Annotated in this window: 16 protein-coding genes and 2 rRNA genes; 11 read left to right on the forward strand and 7 right to left on the reverse strand. The window is 68.4% G+C overall.

The annotated features are described in order from the left end of the window. The first annotated feature begins 51 nt into the window (after positions 1–51). The 5 genes from lpdA to lipB all read left to right on the forward strand — a co-directional run bounded on the left by lpdA (position 52) and on the right by lipB (position 5,576). Positions 52–1,425 (forward strand): dihydrolipoyl dehydrogenase, encoded by a 1,374-nt coding sequence (gene lpdA, locus SD460_RS39245; protein ID WP_290062041.1) that lies wholly within the window; start codon positions 52–54, stop codon positions 1,423–1,425. Between the two features lie 55 nt (positions 1,426–1,480). After that, positions 1,481–3,250, forward strand: coding sequence for a 2-oxoglutarate dehydrogenase, E2 component, dihydrolipoamide succinyltransferase (gene sucB, locus SD460_RS39250; RefSeq protein WP_318307497.1), 1,770 nt, complete (start codon positions 1,481–1,483; stop codon positions 3,248–3,250). Positions 3,251–3,343: 93 nt separating this feature from the next. Continuing rightward, positions 3,344–4,216, forward strand: a complete 873-nt coding sequence (locus tag SD460_RS39255; RefSeq protein WP_290060962.1) for a TIGR01777 family oxidoreductase — start codon at positions 3,344–3,346, stop codon at positions 4,214–4,216. Next, positions 4,213–4,836: a phosphatase PAP2 family protein gene (locus tag SD460_RS39260; protein ID WP_290060961.1), complete on the forward strand. Its 624-nt coding sequence runs from the start codon at positions 4,213–4,215 to the stop codon at positions 4,834–4,836. The genes SD460_RS39255 and SD460_RS39260 overlap by 4 nt, the downstream gene beginning before the upstream one ends. Further along, entirely contained in the window at positions 4,833–5,576 is a 744-nt protein-coding gene (gene lipB / locus SD460_RS39265; RefSeq protein ID WP_290060960.1) for a lipoyl(octanoyl) transferase LipB, read from the forward strand. The genes SD460_RS39260 and lipB overlap by 4 nt, the downstream gene beginning before the upstream one ends. A gap of 61 nt (positions 5,577–5,637) precedes the next feature. Here the strand turns inward: lipB and SD460_RS39270 are convergent, their stop codons facing one another. Both SD460_RS39270 and SD460_RS39275 read right to left on the reverse strand, forming a co-directional pair. Beyond that, positions 5,638–6,573, reverse strand: coding sequence for an LLM class F420-dependent oxidoreductase (locus SD460_RS39270; protein ID WP_290060959.1), 936 nt, complete (start codon positions 6,571–6,573; stop codon positions 5,638–5,640). A gap of 4 nt (positions 6,574–6,577) precedes the next feature. Beyond that, positions 6,578–7,204: a TetR/AcrR family transcriptional regulator gene (locus tag SD460_RS39275; RefSeq protein WP_318307498.1), complete on the reverse strand. Its 627-nt coding sequence runs from the start codon at positions 7,202–7,204 to the stop codon at positions 6,578–6,580. A gap of 131 nt (positions 7,205–7,335) precedes the next feature. Between SD460_RS39275 and SD460_RS39280 the strand changes: the two genes are divergently transcribed. From SD460_RS39280 to SD460_RS39295, 4 genes are read left to right on the forward strand one after another with little or no spacing between them, the layout of a single operon-like run. After that, positions 7,336–7,857 (forward strand): hypothetical protein, encoded by a 522-nt coding sequence (locus SD460_RS39280; RefSeq protein WP_290060957.1) that lies wholly within the window; start codon positions 7,336–7,338, stop codon positions 7,855–7,857. 19 nt (positions 7,858–7,876) lie between these two features. Next, the gene (locus SD460_RS39285) at positions 7,877–8,824 is read left to right on the forward strand and encodes an oxidoreductase (protein ID WP_290060956.1); all 948 of its coding nucleotides are present in this window, start codon (positions 7,877–7,879) and stop codon (positions 8,822–8,824) included. A gap of 25 nt (positions 8,825–8,849) precedes the next feature. After that, on the forward strand, positions 8,850–9,851 hold the full coding sequence (lipA, locus tag SD460_RS39290; protein WP_290060955.1) for a lipoyl synthase: 1,002 nt from the start codon (positions 8,850–8,852) through the stop codon (positions 9,849–9,851). 44 nt (positions 9,852–9,895) lie between these two features. Beyond that, positions 9,896–10,549 carry a DedA family protein gene (locus SD460_RS39295; protein ID WP_290060954.1) on the forward strand — a complete coding sequence of 218 codons (654 nt, stop codon included), beginning with the start codon at positions 9,896–9,898 and terminating at the stop codon, positions 10,547–10,549. Between the two features lie 168 nt (positions 10,550–10,717). On the opposite strand, the gene SD460_RS39300 is transcribed toward SD460_RS39295, so the two are convergent. From SD460_RS39300 to SD460_RS39310, 3 genes are all read right to left on the reverse strand, one after another. Beyond that, positions 10,718–11,464 carry a hypothetical protein gene (locus SD460_RS39300; RefSeq protein ID WP_318307499.1) on the reverse strand — a complete coding sequence of 249 codons (747 nt, stop codon included), beginning with the start codon at positions 11,462–11,464 and terminating at the stop codon, positions 10,718–10,720. Positions 11,465–11,467: 3 nt separating this feature from the next. Next, positions 11,468–12,031, reverse strand: coding sequence for a papain-like cysteine protease family protein (locus SD460_RS39305; RefSeq protein ID WP_290060952.1), 564 nt, complete (start codon positions 12,029–12,031; stop codon positions 11,468–11,470). Positions 12,032–12,130: 99 nt separating this feature from the next. After that, complete coding sequence (locus SD460_RS39310; protein ID WP_318307500.1) at positions 12,131–13,090, reverse strand: LysR family transcriptional regulator; 960 nt, start codon at positions 13,088–13,090, stop codon at positions 12,131–12,133. 70 nt (positions 13,091–13,160) lie between these two features. On the opposite strand from SD460_RS39310, the gene SD460_RS39315 reads away from it, so the two are divergent. Together SD460_RS39315 and SD460_RS39320 are read left to right on the forward strand one after the other, a co-directional pair. Then, a complete protein-coding gene (locus SD460_RS39315) occupies positions 13,161–14,030 on the forward strand; it encodes a patatin-like phospholipase family protein (RefSeq protein ID WP_290060950.1) in 870 nt (289 codons plus the stop codon). 103 nt (positions 14,031–14,133) lie between these two features. Next, positions 14,134–15,345, forward strand: a complete 1,212-nt coding sequence (locus SD460_RS39320; protein WP_290060949.1) for a L,D-transpeptidase — start codon at positions 14,134–14,136, stop codon at positions 15,343–15,345. 446 nt (positions 15,346–15,791) lie between these two features. Here the strand turns inward: SD460_RS39320 and rrf are convergent. Continuing rightward, positions 15,792–15,908, reverse strand: a 5S ribosomal RNA gene (gene rrf / locus SD460_RS39325). Between the two features lie 68 nt (positions 15,909–15,976). Further along, positions 15,977–19,097 (reverse strand): 23S ribosomal RNA (locus tag SD460_RS39330). Between the last annotated feature and the right edge of the window lie 167 nt (positions 19,098–19,264).

A 19,264-nucleotide genomic window follows, 5' to 3' on the forward strand; every position in this document is an offset into this window, starting at 1 on the left:
GCACGGGCGACGACAGAGCACCACCCCACTGCTTGCCGAGGAGTTATACAAGTGACCGACACCTCCGCCGACCTCGTGATCCTGGGAGGCGGATCGGGCGGCTACGCCGCGGCGTTCCGCGCGGCCGAGCTGGGCCTTTCCGTCACGTTGATCGAGAAGGACAAGCTCGGCGGGACCTGCCTCCACCGGGGCTGCATCCCGACCAAGGCCCTGCTGCACGCAGCCGAGGTCGCCGACGAAACCCGCGAAGCCGAGGCGGTCGGCGTCAAGGCCGTCTTCGAGGGCATCGACATCGCCGGGGTCAACAAGTACAAGGACGGGATCGTCTCCCGGCTGTACAAGGGCCTGCAGGGCCTGGCCAAGGCGCACAAGGTGAACCTCGTCGAGGGCAGCGGCACGTTCGTCGGCGGCACGACCGTCGAGGTGGACGGCACCCGCTACACCGGCAAGAACGTCATCCTCGCCACCGGCTCCTACTCGCGCACGCTGCCCGGCCTGGAGCTCGGCGGCCGCATCATCGCCAGCGAGCAGGCGCTGTCCCTCGACTACGTCCCCAAGAAGGTCGTGGTGCTGGGCGGCGGCGTCATCGGGGTCGAGTTCGCCAGCGTCTGGGCATCCTTCGGCGTCGACGTCACCATCGTCGAGGCCCTGCCGCGGCTGGTCCCGAACGAGGACGAGTTCGCGTCCAAGCAGCTCGAGCGCGCGTTCCGCCGCCGCAAGATCGCCTTCAAGACCGGCGTGCGGTTCACCGGCGCGAAGCAGGACGACAACGGCGTGAGCGTTTCGCTGGAGTCCGGCGAGACCATCGAGGCCGACCTGCTGCTGGTCGCCGTCGGCCGCGGGCCGAACTCGGCCGGCCACGGCTACGAGGAGGCCGGCGTCAAGATCGAGCGCGGCTTCGTCATCACCGACGAGCGGCTGCGCACCAACCTGCCCAACGTCTACGCCGTCGGCGACATCGTCCCCGGCCTGCAGCTCGCGCACCGCGGCTTCCAGCAGGGCATCTTCGTCGCCGAAGAGATCGCCGGGCAGAGCCCGCGCGTGATCGACGAAAGCGGTATCCCGCGGGTCACCTACTCGCACCCGGAGGTCGCGTCGGTCGGGCTGACCGAGTCCCAGGCCAAGGACAAGTACGGCGCCGACGTCACGACGTTCACCTACGACCTCGGCGGCAACGGCAAGAGCCAGATCCTCAAGACCTCCGGCGGGGTCAAGCTGGTCAAGGCCCCGGACGGCCCCGTCGTCGGGGTCCACATGGTCGGCGACCGCGTCGGCGAGCTGATCGGCGAAGCGCAGCTGATCTACAGCTGGGAGGCTTTCCCGGAGGACGTCGCACCCCTCATCCACGCCCACCCGACCCAGACCGAGGCCCTCGGTGAAGCGTTCCTCGCCCTCGCGGGGAAGCCGCTGCACGTGCACAGCTGACGTCCCACCAGCAGAATCCAGACCACGCAGAACTTGGAAGAGGAGTCAGCGAACGATGGCCTACTCCGTCACATTGCCGGAGCTCGGGGAGAGCGTCACCGAAGGCACCGTCACCCGGTGGCTTAAGCAGGAGGGCGACACCGTCGAGGTCGACGAGCCGTTGCTCGAGATCTCGACCGACAAGGTCGACACCGAGGTCCCCTCCCCGGTGGCGGGCACGGTCGTGAAGATCAGCGCCGCGGAAGACGAGACCGTCGAGGTCGGCGGCGAGCTCGCCGTGATCGACGACGGCAGCGGCGGCGTGCCCGAGTCCTCCGCCCCGGCGCAGGAAGAACCGCAGGCCGAGCCGGAGCCCTCGCAGCCCGAGCCGCAGGCCCAGGACAGCGCCCCGAGCAAGCCGGACACCGCGCCGGCCGCGGGCGGCGAAGGCACCGAGGTGAAGCTGCCCGAACTGGGCGAAAGCGTCACCGAGGGCACCGTCACGCGCTGGCTGAAGGCCGTCGGCGACTCGGTCGAGGTCGACGAGCCGCTGCTCGAGATCTCCACCGACAAGGTCGACACCGAGGTGCCGTCCCCGGTGGCGGGCACGGTGCTGGAGATCCGCGCGGGCGAGGACGAGACCGTCGAGGTCGGCGGCGTCCTGGCCGTCATCGGGGCCGCCGGTGCGGCGCCGAAGGCCGAGGCCCAGCCGGAGCCCAAGCCCGAGCCGAAGCCGGAACCCAAGCCGGAGCCGAAACCCGAGCCCAAGCCGGAGCCGGTTCAGGAGTCCAAGCCGGAACCGAAGCCCGAGCCGCAGGCCGCGCCCGCGGCGAAGGCGACCGAGTCGGCGCCCGCCGCCGCTTCGAAGGACGGCTCGGCGGACGGCCCGTACGTCACGCCGCTGGTCCGCAAGCTGGCGACCGAGCACGGCATCGACCTCGCGTCGCTGACCGGCAGCGGGGTCGGCGGCCGGATCCGCAAGCAGGACGTCCTGGCCGCGGCCGAGGAGAAGCAGAAGGCGGCCGCCGCCCCGGCGCCCGCCGCTGCCGCTCCGGCGGCCGCTGCGGCCCCGTCGGCGCCGGCCGCTCGTCCCGCGGCCCCGGTGTCGCCGGAGCTCGCGGCGCTGCGCGGCACGGTCCAGAAGGCCAGCCGGATCCGCCAGATCACGGCCACCAAGACCCGCGAGTCGCTGCAGATCGCCGCGCAGCTCACGCAGGTCCAGGAGGTCGACGTCACGAAGATCGCCAAGCTGCGCCAGCGCGCGAAGGCGGCCTTCAAGGAGCGCGAGGGCGTCAACCTGACGTTCCTGCCGTTCTTCGCGAAGGCCACGGTCGAGGCGCTCAAGCAGCACCCGAACGTCAACGCGTCCTACAACGAGGACACGAAGGAGATCACCTACCACGGCGCCGTGCACCTGGGCATCGCGGTGGACACCGAGCGCGGGCTGCTCTCGGTCGTGATCCACGACGCCGGCGAGCTGAGCCTGGCCGGTCTCGCGCACCGGATCGCCGACCTGGCGGGCCGCGCGCGGTCGGGCCAGATCAAGCCGGACGAGCTGTCCGGTGGCACGTTCTCGATCACGAACATCGGCAGCGTCGGCGCGCTGTTCGACACGCCGATCATCGTGCAGCCGCAGTCGGGCATCCTCGGCACGGGCGCGGTCGTCAAGCGCCCGGTCGTGGTCGCGGACGCCGACGGCAACGACACGATCGCCGTCCGCTCGATGGCGTACCTGCCGCTGACCTACGACCACCGCCTGGTGGACGGGGCCGACGCGGGCCGCTTCCTGACGACGATCAAGCAGCGCCTGGAAGAGGGCAACTTCGAGGGCGAACTCGGCCTCTGAGTTTCCGCTGACGAAGGCCGCCACGGAACTTCCGTGGCGGCCTTCGCCGTGTCCGGGAATGCGGGCGCGCAGCGGATGCGCAACGATCGGGGCATGCGAGTACTGATCGCCGGAGCGAGCGGCTTGATCGGGTCGGCGCTGGGCGAGCGCCTGCTGAGCGAGGGCCACGAAGTCCGCCGCCTGGTGCGGCGGGAAGCGCGCGGCGGCGGGGAATTCCGCTGGGACCCGCCGTCCGGCACCATCGCCGCCGGCGCCTTCGAGGGCGTCGACGCCGTCGTCAACCTGGGCGGGAAGCCGCTGTTCCCCGGCCGGTGGAGCGCGATGCGCAAGCAGGAGCTCACCGACAGCCGCGTCGAGCCGACCGAGGTGCTCGCCGAAGCCGTCGCCGAGCACGGGGTCGGCGTGTTCGTCAACGCTTCCGCCGTCGGCTACTACGGGAACCCCGGATCGTCCACTGTGGACGAAACGGCGCCCCGCGGCCAAGGTTTCCTCGCCGAGCTGTGCGAAGCGTGGGAAGCGGCGACGGCGGGCGCCGGCGACGCACGCGTGGTCACCATCCGGACCGGGCTGGTGCTGTCCGCGAAAGGCGGGCTGTACGGCACCCTGCGGCCGCTCTTCCAGCTCTGCCTGGGCGGCCGGCTCGGCGACGGCCGCCAGTACATGCCGTGGATCGCCCTCGAAGACGAAGTCGGCGCGATCGTCCACGTCCTGACGCACGACGTCTCGGGCCCGGTGAACCTGACCGGGCCGGCCCCGGTGACCAACGCCGAGTTCACCCGCGCGGTCGGCCGCGCGCTGCACCGCCCGGCGCCGTGGTGGGTGCCCGGGTTCGCGCTCAAGGCCGTGCTCGGCCAGGCCGGCGAGGAGATGGCCCTGTTCGGGCAGCGGGCCGTCCCGGCCGCGCTGGAGCGCTCCGGCTACGCGTTCCGGCACCCGACCCTGGACAGCGCGCTCGCGGCGGCATGACGATCCCGCTGAAACGCTGGCTCGTTGTCGGCCTCGCGCTGACGGCGGCGTTCGTCGTGCTCGGGCTCAGCGTGGCGCGGCAGCCGCTGACCCTCGATTCCCAGGTGGCGAACGCCCTCCACGACGTCTACACGCAGCCGCTCGGGCGGGTGGCGCAGCTCGGCAGCGACGTCCTCGGCCCGGTGCTCCCCTTCGTGCTCGGCACGGCGCTGCTGGCGCTGGCGTTGCGGCAGCGCCGTCACACGGGGTTGTGCGTGCGGCTGGCCGTGGTGCTGGTGCTGTGCCGGCTGACGAGCGTCGTGTTCAAGCCGGTCTTCCTGCGGGAACGCCCGCGCGACTACCCGGACCTGAGCTACCCGAGCGGGCACGTGACGGCGGTGGCAAGCACCGGGTTCGTGCTGGTCCTGCTGTGCGCGTGGCTGTGGCCGCGGCTGGTCCGCCGGGTCGCGGTGGTGGCGGCGGTGGCTGTCGTGCTCAGCGCGGCCTGCCGGGTGGTGCTGGGCGTGCACTGGGTGTCCGACACGATCGGCGCAGTGCTGGCGGTGACCGGTGTCGGCCTGCTCTCAGCGTGCGCCTTGCGGCTGCTTCCCCCGGGTGACGGGCGTAGCCTCGACGGGTGAGTTCTTCGCGTACCACCTGCCGCGCCAGCACCGAAGCCGTCGACGTCCGGGAGCTCGGCACGATCGACTACACCGAAGCTTGGGAGCTCCAGCGGAGCCGGCTCATCGAGCGCGCCGACGGCACCGCGCCGGACACGATGTTCCTGCTGCAGCACCCGTCGGTGTACACCGCGGGCAAGCGCACGGAGCCGGCCGACCGCCCCACGGACGGCACCCCGGTGATCGACGTCGACCGCGGCGGCAAGATCACCTGGCACGGCCCCGGCCAGCTGGTCGGCTACCCGATCGTGAAGCTCGCCGACCCGATCGACGTCGTCCACTACGTCCGCCGCCTGGAAGAGGCCCTGATCCACGTGTGCGACCAGCTGGGCGTGACCAGCGGCCGCGTCGAGGGCCGCAGCGGCGTCTGGATCCCGGCCGACGACCGCGGCATCGAGCGCAAGATCGCGGCCATCGGCATCCGCGTCCAGCGCGGCGTGACGATGCACGGCTTCGAGCTGAACTGCAACGCCGACCTGGCGGCGTTCGACAGCATCGTCCCCTGCGGCATCCGCGACGCGGGCGTGACGTCGTTGTCCTACGAGCTCCAGCGCGACGTCACGGTGGAAGCGGTGCTCCCGCTGGCCCGCGACGCCGTCCTGGCGGCACTGGACGGCGAGCTGCCGGTGAGCGAGGACCGCTGGCTCCCCCGCCCGGCCGCCCCCGAAGCCCCCGGCGTCACCTTCGCCCTGCAGAACTGAAAAGCCGTGAAGGCCTCCTTACCGGCCATAAGAGCCGGTAAGGAGGCCTTCACGGCTTTTCTCAGTCCAGCTGCGGCGCGACTTCAGCGGCGATGAGGTCGATCTGGTCCAGGTCGGACATGTCCATCAGCTGCAGGTAGAGCCGGGTAATCCCGGTCTTCTCGCGCCACTGGCCGATCCGCTCGACGACCTCGCCCGGCGTCCCCGCGAGGCCGTTGGCCTTCAGCTCGGTGACGTCCCGGCCGAGCGTCGACGCCCGGCGCGCGACCTCGGCGTCGTCGCGGCCGACCGCGATCACCAGTGCCGCGGACCGCAGGATCTCCTTGGGGTCGCGGCCGATCTCCACCGCCGCCGCCTCGACCCTGGCGAACTGCGCGGCCGCGGTTTCGGCGTCGGCGAAGGGCAGGTTGAACTCGTCGGCGAAGCGCGCGGCCAGTGCCGGCGTGCGCTTCTTGCCGGCCCCGCCGATGATCACCGGCGGGGCCGGCTGCTGCGCCGGCTTCGGGAGCGCGGGCGAGTCGGTCAGCGTGTAGTACTGGCCGGCGAAGGAGTACGTCGACCCGACCGGGGTCTTCCACAGGCCGGTGACGATCTCGAGCTGCTCGGCGTACCGGTCGAAGCGCTCCTTCAGCGGCGGCAGCGTCAGGCCGTACGCAGTGTGCTCGGCGTCGTACCAGCCGGAGCCGAGCCCGAGCTCGACGCGCCCACCGGACATCTGGTCGACCTGCGCGACCGAGATGGCGAGCGGCCCGGGGTACCGGAACGTCGCCGCGGTGACGAGCGTGCCGAGCCGGATCCGGGTCGTCTCCCGGGCCAGGCCGGCCAGGGTGATCCAGGCGTCGGTCGGGCCGGGCAGGCCGTCGGCCGAGCCCATCTTCAGGTAGTGGTCGCTGCGGAAGAAGGCGTCGTAACCCGCCGCTTCGGTGGCCTTGGCGGCCCGCAGCTGGTCGTCGTAGGTGGCCCCTTGCTGGGGCTCGGTGAAGATCCTCAAGTCCACGACGTCAGCCTATCGACGGTGAGACCTCCGCGCCGTCCTGCTCGGTCCGCCGCAGCCGGACGAGCATGCGGACGATCACGTCCTCGATCTCGGCGCCGACCCGTTTCGGGTCCGGCGAGCTGGCGATTTCGGTCGCCGCGCTGGACAGCGCGCCGAACAGCAGCCGCGCGGTGACCTCCACCGGCACCGGCTCGACCTCGCCCGCGTCGATCAGCGACTGCAGGCCCGAGCGGACCAGCCCGAAGCTGCACCGCTCCTCGGCCTCGCGCCAGCGCTCCCAGCCCATGACCACCGGCGCCTCGTGGATGGCGATCCGCTGGTAGGCGGGGTCGAGGCAGCTGCGGATGAACGCGTTGAGCCCGCCGAGCGCCCGCTCCCACGGCGAGCCCTCGCCGGTCATGATCTTGTCGAGCCGGTCGTAGACGAGGCTCTCGACCTGGTCGAACGCGGCTTCGAACAACGCCTGCTTGCCGCTGAAGTGGTGGTACAGGGCTCCCTTGGTGACCCGGGCGCGTTTGGCGATCTCGTCGAGCGAGGTACCCGCATAGCCGCGTTTGGTGAACAGTTCGACCGCGCTGTCGACCAGCGCGGACCGGGTCGACTCGGAGTAGTCGAGTCGTCTGGACCTCATTGTCGCCACCTTCACAACTTTACGCCCGGAGGATCTCTCCATACTCATGGTATGTTCGCCGGGTCAGGTCCGTACCGGGAGTATGCCGCAGACCCGCGGTATGACCCGGGCCACGGAAGGGGAGCCACACCATGAGCTGGACAGACTTCTACCGACGTCAGGAAATCCTCGAAGCCGCCGTCCGCGTGGCCGCCCGCAACCCGGGCGCGCCGCTGCCGCTCGAAGAGGTGCCGGGCGCCGAGGAGCACTTCGGCACCGAAGAGAACGTTCTCACCGCCCTGCAGTACCAGTGGACGCGGACGCTCGGCGGGCGCCTGCGTGCCGAGGTCGCCGACCCGGACGAGGCCGACGGCCTCACCGACCACGTCGACGCCGTCACCCGCGCTTGGCGCGCCGCCGTCGAAGAGCACGCCGACCTGCGCGCGGTCCTCGACGGCGCGTACGAGCGGCACGCGTCGCTGCGCCGCATGCACGAAGGCGAGCTGCGGATGCTCGCCGTCACGGCCGGGCTGGCCGACCCGCGCGAGCCCGCCGACGAGATCGTCAAGGTGGGCCACGCGCTGGAGGCGTTGCTGCACACCAGCCGCGAGGAGCCCGCCCGGCGCCGTCCGGTGATGGGACACCTGCGGCGGCTACTCGCGCCTAGTGCGTAAACGGAGTTAAGTGTCACGCATGACACGGTGGACCGAGAACGACATCGCGGACCAGAGCGGCCGGACCGTCGTGGTCACGGGGGCGAACTCCGGGCTCGGTCTCCGCACCGCCGAGGTGCTCGCGGGCAAGGGGGCCCGCGTGTTCCTCGCCTGCCGTTCGCCCGAACGCGGCGCGAAGGCTTTGGACCAGGTCCGCGCGGCCGCCGCGGGCGCCGAACCCGAGCTCGTCCCATTGGACCTGAGCGAGCTCGCGTCGGTGCGCGCGGCCGCCGCGTCGGTGCGCGAACGGGCCGGTGACGCCCTCGACGTCCTGATCGCCAACGCCGGCGTGATGGCGACCGCCCGCGGCCGCACCGCCGACGGGTTCGAGCTGCAGTTCGGCACGAACTACCTCGGTCACGCGGTGCTGACCTGGCTGCTGCTCCCTGCCCTGCGCGGCGGGACGCACGCCCGCGTCGTCACGCTGTCGAGCCTCGCCGCGACCGGCGCCCGGATCGACCTCGAAGACCCCAACGGCGAGCACCGCCGCTACAACCCGGCGACCGCGTACGGGCAGTCGAAGCTCTCGAACCAGGTGTTCGCCCTGGAACTCGACCGCCGGCTGCGCGCGGCGGGCGACGACGTCCTGAGCGTCGCGGCCCATCCCGGCTACACCGCGACCGGTCTCGGCAGCGGCATGGCCCGCTCGTACTCGAACCCGGTCGTCCGCGGCGCCATCGCGGGCGGCCATCGCATCGGCGAGGCCCTGTTCGCCCAGAACGTCCGCCAGGGCGCGCTCCCGCAGCTGTACGCGGCCACGGCGGACGGCGTCGAAGGCGGCGACTACATCGCCCCCGGCGGCCTCGGCGGCCTGCGCGGCCACCCGGTCAAAGTGCGTCCGCTCACGCCCGCGCTGAGCGAGTCGCTGGGTGCCGCGCTGTGGGACGTGACGGCGAAGCTGACCGGCGTCACCCCCGACCCCGCTTAGCCCGGACGGGCGTACGGTTGAGGGTGTGAGTGCTGCGCCTGAAGGCCGGAAGCTGCTGCGTCTCGAGGTTCGCAACAGCGAGACGCCGATCGAGAAGAAGCCGCCGTGGATCAAGACGCGGGTGCGGATGGGGCCCGAGTTCACCGAACTCAAGGGCTTGGTGCGCCGCGAGGGTCTGCACACGGTGTGCGAAGAAGCCGGTTGTCCCAACATCTACGAATGCTGGGAAGACCGCGAAGCCACCTTCCTCATCGGTGGCGATCAATGCACCCGGCGTTGTGACTTCTGCCAGATCGACACCGGCAAACCCGCCGAGCTGGACCGCACCGAGCCCCGCAAGGTCGCCGAATCCGTGCAGGCCATGGGTTTGCGGTACTCGACCGTCACCGGCGTCGCGCGCGATGACCTTTCCGATGGTGGCGCGTGGCTGTACGCGGAGACCGTCCGGCAGATCCACGCTCTCAACCCGGGAACCGGTGTCGAGCTGCTGATCCCCGACTTCAACGCCGACCCGGCGCAACTGGCCGAGGTCTTCGGGTCGCGACCGGAGGTGCTGGCCCACAACGTGGAGACGGTGCCGCGGATTTTCAAGCGCATCCGGCCCGGCTTCCGATACGCGCGTTCGCTGGAAGTCATCACCGCCGCCCGCGAGGCGGGTTTGGTGACGAAGTCGAACCTGATCCTCGGCATGGGTGAGACCCCCGACGAGGTCGCGCCGGCGATGCAGGACCTGGTCGACGCGGGCTGCGAGATCTTGACGATCACGCAGTACCTGCGTCCCTCGCCGCGGCACCACCCGGTGGACCGGTGGGTGAAGCCGGAGGAGTTCGTCGAGCACTCCAAGGCCGCCGAAGCCATGGGCTTCGCGGGTGTGATGGCGGGTCCGCTCGTGCGTTCCTCGTACCGCGCGGGACGCCTGTACGCCCAGACGAAGGCGCACCGCGGCGAAGTGCTGCCGGAGAACCTGGCCCACCTGGCCGTCGAGGGTCCGGCCGCGCAGGAAGCGGCGTCGCTGCTGGCGCGGTGACGCACGTCACCCCACCATCCTTAAAGGATCGGTAAAGTGGCGGCATGGCCCTGGTTTCGGACCTCCTCAGCTGGTTGCAAGGACTCCCGGAACCGGGGCTCGTCGCGGCCACCGGCGGCCTGGTGTTCGCCGAATGCACGATCGGGCTGGGTTTCCTGGCCCCCGGCGAATCCGGCCTGCTCATCGCGGCGACAACGGCGAACACGGTGGCGCGCTTCCTCGCCCTGTGGGCGGTGGTGACCGTCTGCGCGACGGCCGGCGACGCGCTCGGCTACTTCATCGGCCGCCGCTTCGGGCCCCGGCTGCGCGAGACGAAGCTGATCCGCAAGTACGGCCTCGACGCCTGGGACAAAGCCACCGGAGTCCTCGAACGCCGCGGCGCGTGGGCGGTGTTCTTCGCCCGCTTCCTCCCGGTGATCCGCACCCTGACCCCGGCCGCGGCGGGCACGTCGGGCCTCCCGTTCCGCAAGTTCCTCCCCGCCGCGGCGGCGGGCGCCTTCTGCTGGTCCCTGATCCACATCAGCATCGGCGCGGCCCTCGGCGAAGCGGCGAAACGCATCGAGGGCGCCCTCAACACGGGCGGCCTGATCGTGGTCGCCCTCCTCGCGGCGGCGGCAGTGTTCTTCTTGCTGCGCTTGAAGAAGCGCAAGACCCTGGCGGCACCGGACCCGGATCGCGAGCCGGAGCGCGTCCCCTGACCCCAGCGCCCCAATGTGGCGTTGGGTGCACTGGACGCACCCAATGTGGCGTTCGGTGCGTCTGACGCACCGAAGGCCACATTGGGGCGCTTGGGACCGGGCCCGGCTGAAGCCGAGCCGGTGAGCCACGAGGGTGCGACCCGGGAAGCGGGCCGCACCCTCCCGGCGTCAGCGGCGGGCGCGCGCCGCCTTGCCGGTGGCCCAGCCGATCAAGCCGAGCGCCAGCAGCGCCCCGCCGGCGGCGAACGGCCAGGAACCGGTGCCCGGCGCCGGCAGCGGGGTCGCGGCGAGGTCGTACCCGCCGAGCTTGCCCTGCTCCCGGTAGGCCGATCCGGGCAGCTTGTCGCCGTACAAGCGGTGCACCAGCTGCTGGTACGCCGCCACCGCGACGCCCTCGCCGACCCGCTGGCGGGCCGGGTCGTTCAGCGGGAGGACGCGGTCGTCCCGCAGCCGGTACCACGCGTTGACCTGCGGTTCGGTGAACACCAAGTCCCCGTGCGCCTGCGCCGGGTAGGTCAGCTCCTCGGTGCCGGTCGTGAAGTTGGTCGCGGTCAGCCCGCCCGCCTCGCGGGTCACCCACACGGTGGCCTGCCGCCCGGTCGAAGCCTGCGCCTTCACCGCGTAGTACGCGAACGCCGCCGGCTTCGCGCCCGGTGTCCCGGCCACGAACGCGGGATCCAGCGAGTAGACGCTCTGCGGCTCACCCCCGACCGAAGGCGACTGCACGACGTCGGCGCGCGCGACGCCCGCCCGCCGGTCGAGCTGGCCGAAGAACGCCGACAGCTGGGCGTCCGCCGACCTGACCGCGGCGGCGACCTCGTCCGACGACGGCGAGGAAGCCGAAGCCGTGCCACCGAAGCCCAGTACCAGTGCCGTCCCCGCGAAGAGCGTGACGAGTCCACGGAAGAGGTTCACGCCTCACGCCCCGATCCGGTAGAGGGACTGCGCCCACTGGAACTGCCCGTTGCGGACGTAGCTCGAGTGCGCCATCGCGCTGTAGCGCTGGCTGCTCGGCCACGGGTCGCCGTAGTACACGAGCCCGCTGGCGTCGTAGCCGTAGATGACCTGGGCGTGCCCGCCGCCCGCGGTCCAGTAGATGCCGGTTTCGATCGGGCGGCGGCCGGTGATTTCGCTCTGCACCGACGCGAAGCTCAGCGCGCCGGTCACCGTGCCGGGCCGCAGGCCGAGCGCCTGGTAACCGCGCTGGACGTAGGTCAGCTCGCCGGGCTGGTTGGGGCACTGCGAACCGGCCGGGTAGCCGCGGGAGTAGTCGCAGAAGGTGTTCTGGCTGGTGCTCGTGCCGTAGCCGAGGAACCGCGCGATGGTCAGGCCGCTCGCGGCCCAGCACCACTGGTTCTGCTCCTGGACCAGCTGGCTGATGGACAACGTCGTCGCTTCGGTGGTCGCGCTCGCGGGCGGGGAGAGCAGGCCGGTGAGGGCCACGCACAGCGCGCCGAGCGCCATTGCTCGTCTGAAGTGCATTCGTTGCTCCTTGTCGGCAACAGGTGGGGACTTCGTGAGCTTCTCCCGTTGCCGCGCCGGGCAGTAATCCCAGCGGGGATAACACCGGCGTTATGCCGCCTATCGGGCCGTGACGAGCCGTTCGCCCGGATTCCGGCCGCACCACCGCGCGAAGTGCGGGTTCCGGTGCCGGGACGCCTGGTGCGCGACCTCCGCGCACCGGAACACGTCGTCGGTCGCCGGCGTCCGGGCGTCGTCCTCGCGCGTCGCGAACAGCAGCGTCGTCCAGAGCGGGTCGCCCGCCAGCGGCAGCGCGAGCAACCCGCGCGGTGGCGCCGATGCCGCCTGCGCGAGGCACACGGCGCCCTGCGCGATCAGCGTGCCCGCCGTCCCCGCCTCGGACGTGAAGTGCCGCACCCGCGGCGTGAACCCGGCGGCCGCGCAGGCCTGCGCGAACCGCACGCGCACGCAGTTTTCGTGCGGTGGCGGCAGGATCCAGTCGCAGCCGGCCAGGTCCGCGAGGTCGACGACGCCGCCGCGGATCGCCGGGTGCCCGTGGGCGATCCCGACGAAGATGGGCTCGGTCGCGAGCGTCCGCACGGCCAGCCCGGCGAAGTGGTGCGCTTCGGTGCCGTCGAACTGTTCCAGCAGGGCGACGTCGACGCGGCCGGTCGAGAGCAGCTTCAACAGGGTGAGCGACGCCGGTTCGGCGTACGTCTGGACGTCGAGGTCCAGCTCCCCCAGCTCTTCGATGAACCGGCCGATGACGAGCAGCGGCACGTACCCGATCCGCAGGGTCTCGGGCTCGCGTTCGCCGTGGCGCCGGGCGGACGCGACGAGCGCCTGCATGTCCGACAGCAGCGCGTCGGCGCGGGCGAGGACGAACCGGCCGAGCTCGGTGGGGCGGACGCCGCTGGGCCCGCGGACGAACAGGTCGCCGCCGAGGATCCGTTCGATCCGCTTGAGCTGCGCGGTGAGCGCGGGCTGGCTGACGCCGAGCACGGTGGCGGCGCGGCTCACGCTCCCGCCGTCCGCGACGGCGCGGACGGCTCTGAGATGGCGCAGCTCCAGCTCGGCCACGCCCAGCAGGTTAACGCCGTCTTCACGGCCCGCACGACCTGCGAAAGTCGGGCTTACTACATTCGGCGGTATGAGTCTCGCGGATCTTCCCCGGCCGGTCGGCTTCGTCCTCGGCGGTGGCGGCAGCCTCGGCGCCATGCAGGTCGGCATGCTGCGCGCGCTGACCGAAACCGGAGCCTCGCCGGACCTCGTGACGGGCACGTCGGTCGGTTCGCTGAACGCCGCCGTCCTCGCCCGTTCCGGCGGCGACGCGCTGAAGGACCTGCACGGCATCTGGGCGCACATGACGCGTGCGGAGGCCTTCCCCGGCGGCGTGCTGAGCCGCGTCCGGACGCTGACACAGAGCAAGACGCACCTGTTCCCCAATTCCGGGCTGGCCGGGATCATCGCCGACCACCTCGGCGCCGAAACGCGGTTCGAGGACCTGACGCTGCCGCTCGGCGTCGTCACGACGCAGGTCGACTCGGCCGAGCCGTTGCTGATCCGGTCCGGCCGGCTGCTCGAGCCGCTGCTGGCGAGCTGCGCGATCCCGGGCATCTTCCCGCCGGTCGAGCACGAAGGGCGGCTCCTGTACGACGGCGGGCTCGTCGCGAACGTGCCGATGCGCCAGGCGCTGACCATGGGCGCGAAGTCGCTGGTGGTGCTGGACTGCGCGTTCCCGGGCAAGATGCCGGACGCGCCGCGGACGTTCGCCGAGGTGATCATGTTCACCGCGATGATCAGCATGCGGAACCAGGCCGTGCTGGAAGCGCCGGTCGCCGCGGCTTCGGTACCGGTGGTGTACGTGCCGGGGCCCGCACCCGTACGTGTGAACCCGCTCGACTTCGGGCACACGGAAACGCTGGCGGAAGAGGCGTACTCGGCGGCCCGCGAGTACCTCGACGGGCTCACGATCAGCGGCCCGGGACTCTACGGTGCGCCGGGGCTCGTCGTCACGTGATCCGCGTCACGCCGATGCACCGATCCGCCGGGAAGAACGTCATCGCTATCGCGTAGTTTTGATGACGAATGCCCGCCGATCCCAATTCCCAAAAAGAGACAATATGCTCCCCAAGAAGATTTTACTTTCGGTGGCCGGAATCCTCGCCGGGGCTCTGCTGCTGTCCGCTTGTTCCTCCGGTGACGACGGCGGTTCCCCCGCCGGCGGCACCCCGGCGCCGGGTTCCGCCTCGGCGTCCGAGACACCGGTCGCGGTGACGTTCGAACCCGCGGGCGGCACCGGCGTCAACCCGGCGACGCCGATCGTCGTCAAGGCGGCCAACGGAAAGCTGCTCGACGTCACGGTGACCAACAGCGCCAAGGGGAAGACGGTCGCCGGCAAGCTCGCCGGCGACGGCTCGAGCTGGACGTCCAGCGAGCCGCTCGGCTACGGCTCGACGTACAAGATCGTCGCGCACGCCCAGGGCGCCAACGGGAAACCGATCGAGCAGGACAACCAGATCAGCACGATCGCGCCGAAGAAGCAGGCGAACGCCAACCTGATCCCGGCCCCGTCCGCCGCGGCGAGCACGGGTGTCGGCGTCGGCCAGCCGATCGTGTTCAGCTTCGGCAAGATCGCCGTCAAGAACAAGGCGGCGGTGGAGAAGGCCCTCACGGTCGAGTCGACGCCGAAGCAGGAGGGCAGCTGGTACTGGATCGACGACTCGAACGTCCACTACCGCCCGAAGGAGTACTGGCAGGCCGGCACGACGCTGAAGGTTTCCGCGAAGATCTACGGCGTCGATTTCGGCGGCGGCGTGTTCGGCGCGGAAGACCGTTCGGAAACGTACAAGGTGCACGATTCCTGGATCGCGAAGGCGGACGGGAACACCGAGCAGATGCAGATCTTCCACAACGGCGCGATGGTCAAGTCGATGCCGATCTCGATGGGCAAGGACGCGACGCCGACGCATTTGGGCGCGCACGTCATTTCCGACAAGCAGGCCAACTACACGATGGACTCGTGCACGTACGGGGTCTGCCCGCCGGACCCGAAGGCGTACCGGTCGAACGAGAAGTGGTCGGAGCGCATCTCGAACGACGGCGAGTTCGTGCACGAGAACCCCAACAGCGTGGGGCAGCAGGGCAGCTCGAACGTGTCGCACGGGTGCATCAACCTGAACGGCGCGAACGCCCAGTGGTTCTTCCAGAACATGGGGCTGGGCGACGTCGTGGAGGTGACCAACTCGGGCGGCCCGCAGCTGCCGGTGTGGGACCTGTACGGGGACTGGTCGAAGTCGTGGGCCGACTGGCAGGCCGGGTCGGCGTTGAAGTAGGGCTGCTCTTCGGGAGTGGTTGTTCGGCAGCAGTTGGTTTTAGGTCGGCGGGAAGGGCCGGGGCTCGTGGAGCTCCGGCCCTTTTTCATGCCCTGGTTCCCGGGCTGGTTCAGGTGCTGGTTCCCGGGCTGGGCGAGTTGCGGGGCCGGCGCTCTCCTGCGCTCGCCGGACTGGGCGGGTTTGCGGACCGGTGCCCTCCTGCGCTCGGCGGGCCGAGGGTCTTCCCCCTTGGGTCCGGCCCCCTTGGCGCGGGTGCGGGGCGCGTGCGGATCCGCTCGCGCCGGAGGTGCCGCTCCAGGCGGCCGCCGTCGGGCCAGGACTGATCGCCGCGGTGCAGGGGGGCGGCCGCGGGCGTGAGTGCCGGCGGCTCGTGACCCGGGCATGAAAAAGGGCCTGGACCGGGAGACATTTCGTCTCAACCGGGCCAGGCCCTTCCTTCACGTTAAGTTCGGCGGTGTCCTACTCTCCCACAACCCTTCGGTTGCAGTACCATCGGCGCTGTCAAGCTTAGCTTCCGGGTTCGGAATGGGACCGGGCGTTTCCCTGACGCTAAAACCACCGAAACACTCCGAAACAACACACGCACCTAGCGTGGTGTTTCAGAACCGTAGAGTGGATGCGTAACATCTTCGTAGACAAGTCCTCGGCCTATTAGTACCAGTCAACTCGACAACACATTACTGTGCTTCCATTTCTGGCCTATCAACCCAATGGTCTATTGGGAGCCTTAACCCACAAAGGGTGGGATACCTCATCTTGGAACAGGCTTCCCGCTTAGATGCCTTCAGCGGTTATCCCTTCCGAACGTGGCCAACCAGCCATGCCCTTGGCAGAACAACTGGCACACCAGAGGTTCGTCCGTCCCGGTCCTCTCGTACTAGGGACAGCCTTCCTCAAGTATCCTACGCGCGCGGCGGATAGGGACCGAACTGTCTCACGACGTTCTAAACCCAGCTCGCGTGCCGCTTTAATGGGCGAACAGCCCAACCCTTGGGACCTACTCCGGCCCCAGGATGCGACGAGCCGACATCGAGGTGCCAAACCATGCCGTCGATATGGACTCTTGGGCAAGATCAGCCTGTTATCCCCGGGGTACCTTTTATCCGTTGAGCGACACCCCTTCCACCAGGAGGTGCCGGATCACTAGTCCCGACTTTCGTCCCTGCTCGACATGTCTGTCTCACAGTCAAGCTCCCTTGTGCACTTGCACTCAACACCTGATTGCCAACCAGGCTGAGGGAACCTTTGGGCGCCTCCGTTACTCTTTAGGAGGCAACCGCCCCAGTTAAACTACCCATCAGGCACTGTCCCTGAACCAGATCATGGCCCGAGGTTCAGATTCCCAATTCGACCAGAGTGGTATTTCAACAACGACTCCACACCCACTAGCGTGAGCGCTTCACAGTCTCCCACCTATCCTACACAAGCCGAACCGAAAACCAATACCAAACTATAGTAAAGGTCCCGGGGTCTTTCCGTCCTGCCGCGCGTAACGAGCATCTTTACTCGTAGTGCAATTTCGCCGGGCCTGTGGTTGAGACAGCCGGAAAGTCGTTACGCCATTCGTGCAGGTCGGAACTTACCCGACAAGGAATTTCGCTACCTTAGGATGGTTATAGTTACCACCGCCGTTTACTGGCGCTTAAATTCTCAGCTTCGCCCCGAAAGGCTAACCGGTCCTCTTAACGTTCCAGCACCGGGCAGGCGTCAGTCCATATACATCGTCTTGCGACTTCGCATGGACCTGTGTTTTTAGTAAACAGTCGCTTTCCGCTGGTCTCTGCGGCCACCCACCCCTAGCTTGCAAGAAGCTTCAGGATGTTTGGCCCCCCTTCTCCCGAAGTTACGGGGGCATTTTGCCGAGTTCCTTAACCACAGTTCACCCGATCGCCTTGGTATTCTCTACCTGACCACCTGTGTTGGTTTGGGGTACGGGCCGTGCATGCACTCACTAGAGGCTTTTCTCGGCAGCATAGGATCACTCTACTTCGCCTCAAACGGCTACGCATCACGTCTCAGAGTATATAAAGCACGGATTTGCCTATGCTTTCTCCTACACGCTTACACCAGGACAACCATCGCCTGGCGGAGCTACCTTCCTGCGTCACCCCATCGCTTGACTACTACGAAATCAGGTCCCACGCTCCACAATGCCAACTAGGCCCGAAGGCTTCGCCGGCACGCTTCGGGTGGTTAGTATCAAACGCCTCGTCATGGGCGCACATGCTCGGGTACGGGAATATCAACCCGTTGTCCATCGACTACGCCTGTCGGCCTCGCCTTAGGTCCCGACTTACCCTGGGCGGATTAGCCTGGCCCAGGAACCCTTGGTCATCCGGCGGCAGAGTTTCTCACTCTGCATTCGCTACTCATGCCTGCATTCTCACTCCCACACCCTCCACGACTGGCTTCCGCCGCCGCTTCCCTGGATGCAGGACGCTCCCCTACCCATCAACACGACTAGATGTTCGCCTCAAGGACGAACACCGATCTATTGTGTCAATGACACAGCTTCGGCGGTGTGCTTAAGCCCCGCTACATTGTCGGCGCAGGACCACTTGACCAGTGAGCTATTACGCACTCTTTCAAGGGTGGCTGCTTCTAAGCCAACCTCCTGGTTGTCTGGGCAATCCCACATCCTTTCCCACTGAGCACACACTTAGGGGCCTTAGCTGGTGTTCTGGGCTGTTTCCCTCTCGACGACGAAGCTTATCCCCCGCCGTCTCACTGCCACGCTCTCACTAACCGGTATTCGGAGTTTGGTTGATTTCGGTAACCCGGTAAGGCCCCTAGACCATCCAGTAGCTCTACCCCCGGCAAGAAACACGTGACGCTGCACCTAAATGCATTTCGGGGAGAACCAGCTATCACGGAGTTTGATTGGCCTTTCACCCCTACCCACAGCTCATCCCCTCAGTTTTCAACCTAAGTGGGTTCGGGCCTCCACGACGTCTTACCGTCGCTTCACCCTGGCCATGGGTAGATCACTCCGCTTCGGGTCTAGACCACGCGACTATGGACGCCCTATTCAGACTCGCTTTCGCTACGGCTACCCCACACGGGTTAACCTCGCCACGCAGCACTAACTCGCAGGCTCATTCTTCAAAAGGCACGCCATCACCTATTACAGCTCTGACGGCTTGTAGGCACACGGTTTCAGGTACTCTTTCACTCCCCTCCCGGGGTACTTTTCATCTTTCCCTCACGGTACTCGTCCGCTATCGGTCTTCAGGAAGTATTTAGGCTTACCGGGTGGTCCCGGCAGATTCACAGCAAATTCCACGAGCTCGCTGCTACTCGGGAACACCAAACAAACAATCAACGACATGTTTTCGCGTACGGGGCTCTCACCCACTCCGGCCGCCCATCCCAAGGCGTTCCACTAACACACGTGATCATTCCGAGGACTGTCAGATCCTCGACGCTGGGTCCCACAACACCGCACATACAACGCCTGACAGCTTGACATATGCACGGTTTAGCCTCTTCCGCTTTCGCTCGCCACTACTCACGGAATCACGGTTGTTTTCTCTTCCTACGGGTACTGAGATGTTTCACTTCCCCGCGTTCCCTCCACACACCCTATATATTCAGGTGCGGGTAACACCACATCACTGGTGCTGGGTTTCCCCATTCGGAAATCCTCGGATCACAGCTCGGTTGACAGCTCCCCGAGGCTTATCGCAGCCTCCTACGTCCTTCATCGGCTCCTGAAGCCAAGACATCCACCATGTGCCCTTAACAACTTGACCACAAAGATGCTCGCATCCACTCTACAGTTCTCAAACACCACACCAGAAACAAACGTCCCCAGGGGGGTAAGCCCCTCGGCGTGTTGCCTCAGGACCCAACAGTGTGCTTCGTGAACACCCGACCACCCGGACTCGTTGGACCCGTTCCACGCAGGCAAGCCTGCAGT

It is taken from the genome of Amycolatopsis solani (assembly GCF_033441515.1).
GTDB classification, from domain to species: Bacteria; Actinomycetota; Actinomycetes; order Mycobacteriales; family Pseudonocardiaceae; genus Amycolatopsis; species Amycolatopsis solani.

What these genes read in the sequence shown, in the direction of transcription:
- sucB (WP_318307497.1), top strand. Translation starts at nt 1,481, where the DNA reads ATGGCCTACTCCGTCACATTGCCGGAGCTCGGGGAGAGCGTCACCGAA.
- SD460_RS39255 (WP_290060962.1), top strand. Translation starts at nt 3,344, where the DNA reads ATGCGAGTACTGATCGCCGGAGCGAGCGGCTTGATCGGGTCGGCGCTG.
- SD460_RS39260 (WP_290060961.1), top strand. Translation starts at nt 4,213, where the DNA reads ATGACGATCCCGCTGAAACGCTGGCTCGTTGTCGGCCTCGCGCTGACG.
- SD460_RS39275 (WP_318307498.1), bottom strand. Translation starts at nt 7,204, where the DNA reads ATGAGGTCCAGACGACTCGACTACTCCGAGTCGACCCGGTCCGCGCTG.
- SD460_RS39280 (WP_290060957.1), top strand. Translation starts at nt 7,336, where the DNA reads ATGAGCTGGACAGACTTCTACCGACGTCAGGAAATCCTCGAAGCCGCC.
- SD460_RS39285 (WP_290060956.1), top strand. Translation starts at nt 7,877, where the DNA reads ATGACACGGTGGACCGAGAACGACATCGCGGACCAGAGCGGCCGGACC.
- SD460_RS39295 (WP_290060954.1), top strand. Translation starts at nt 9,896, where the DNA reads ATGGCCCTGGTTTCGGACCTCCTCAGCTGGTTGCAAGGACTCCCGGAA.
- SD460_RS39305 (WP_290060952.1), bottom strand. Translation starts at nt 12,031, where the DNA reads ATGCACTTCAGACGAGCAATGGCGCTCGGCGCGCTGTGCGTGGCCCTC.
- SD460_RS39315 (WP_290060950.1), top strand. Translation starts at nt 13,161, where the DNA reads ATGAGTCTCGCGGATCTTCCCCGGCCGGTCGGCTTCGTCCTCGGCGGT.
- SD460_RS39320 (WP_290060949.1), top strand. Translation starts at nt 14,134, where the DNA reads ATGCTCCCCAAGAAGATTTTACTTTCGGTGGCCGGAATCCTCGCCGGG.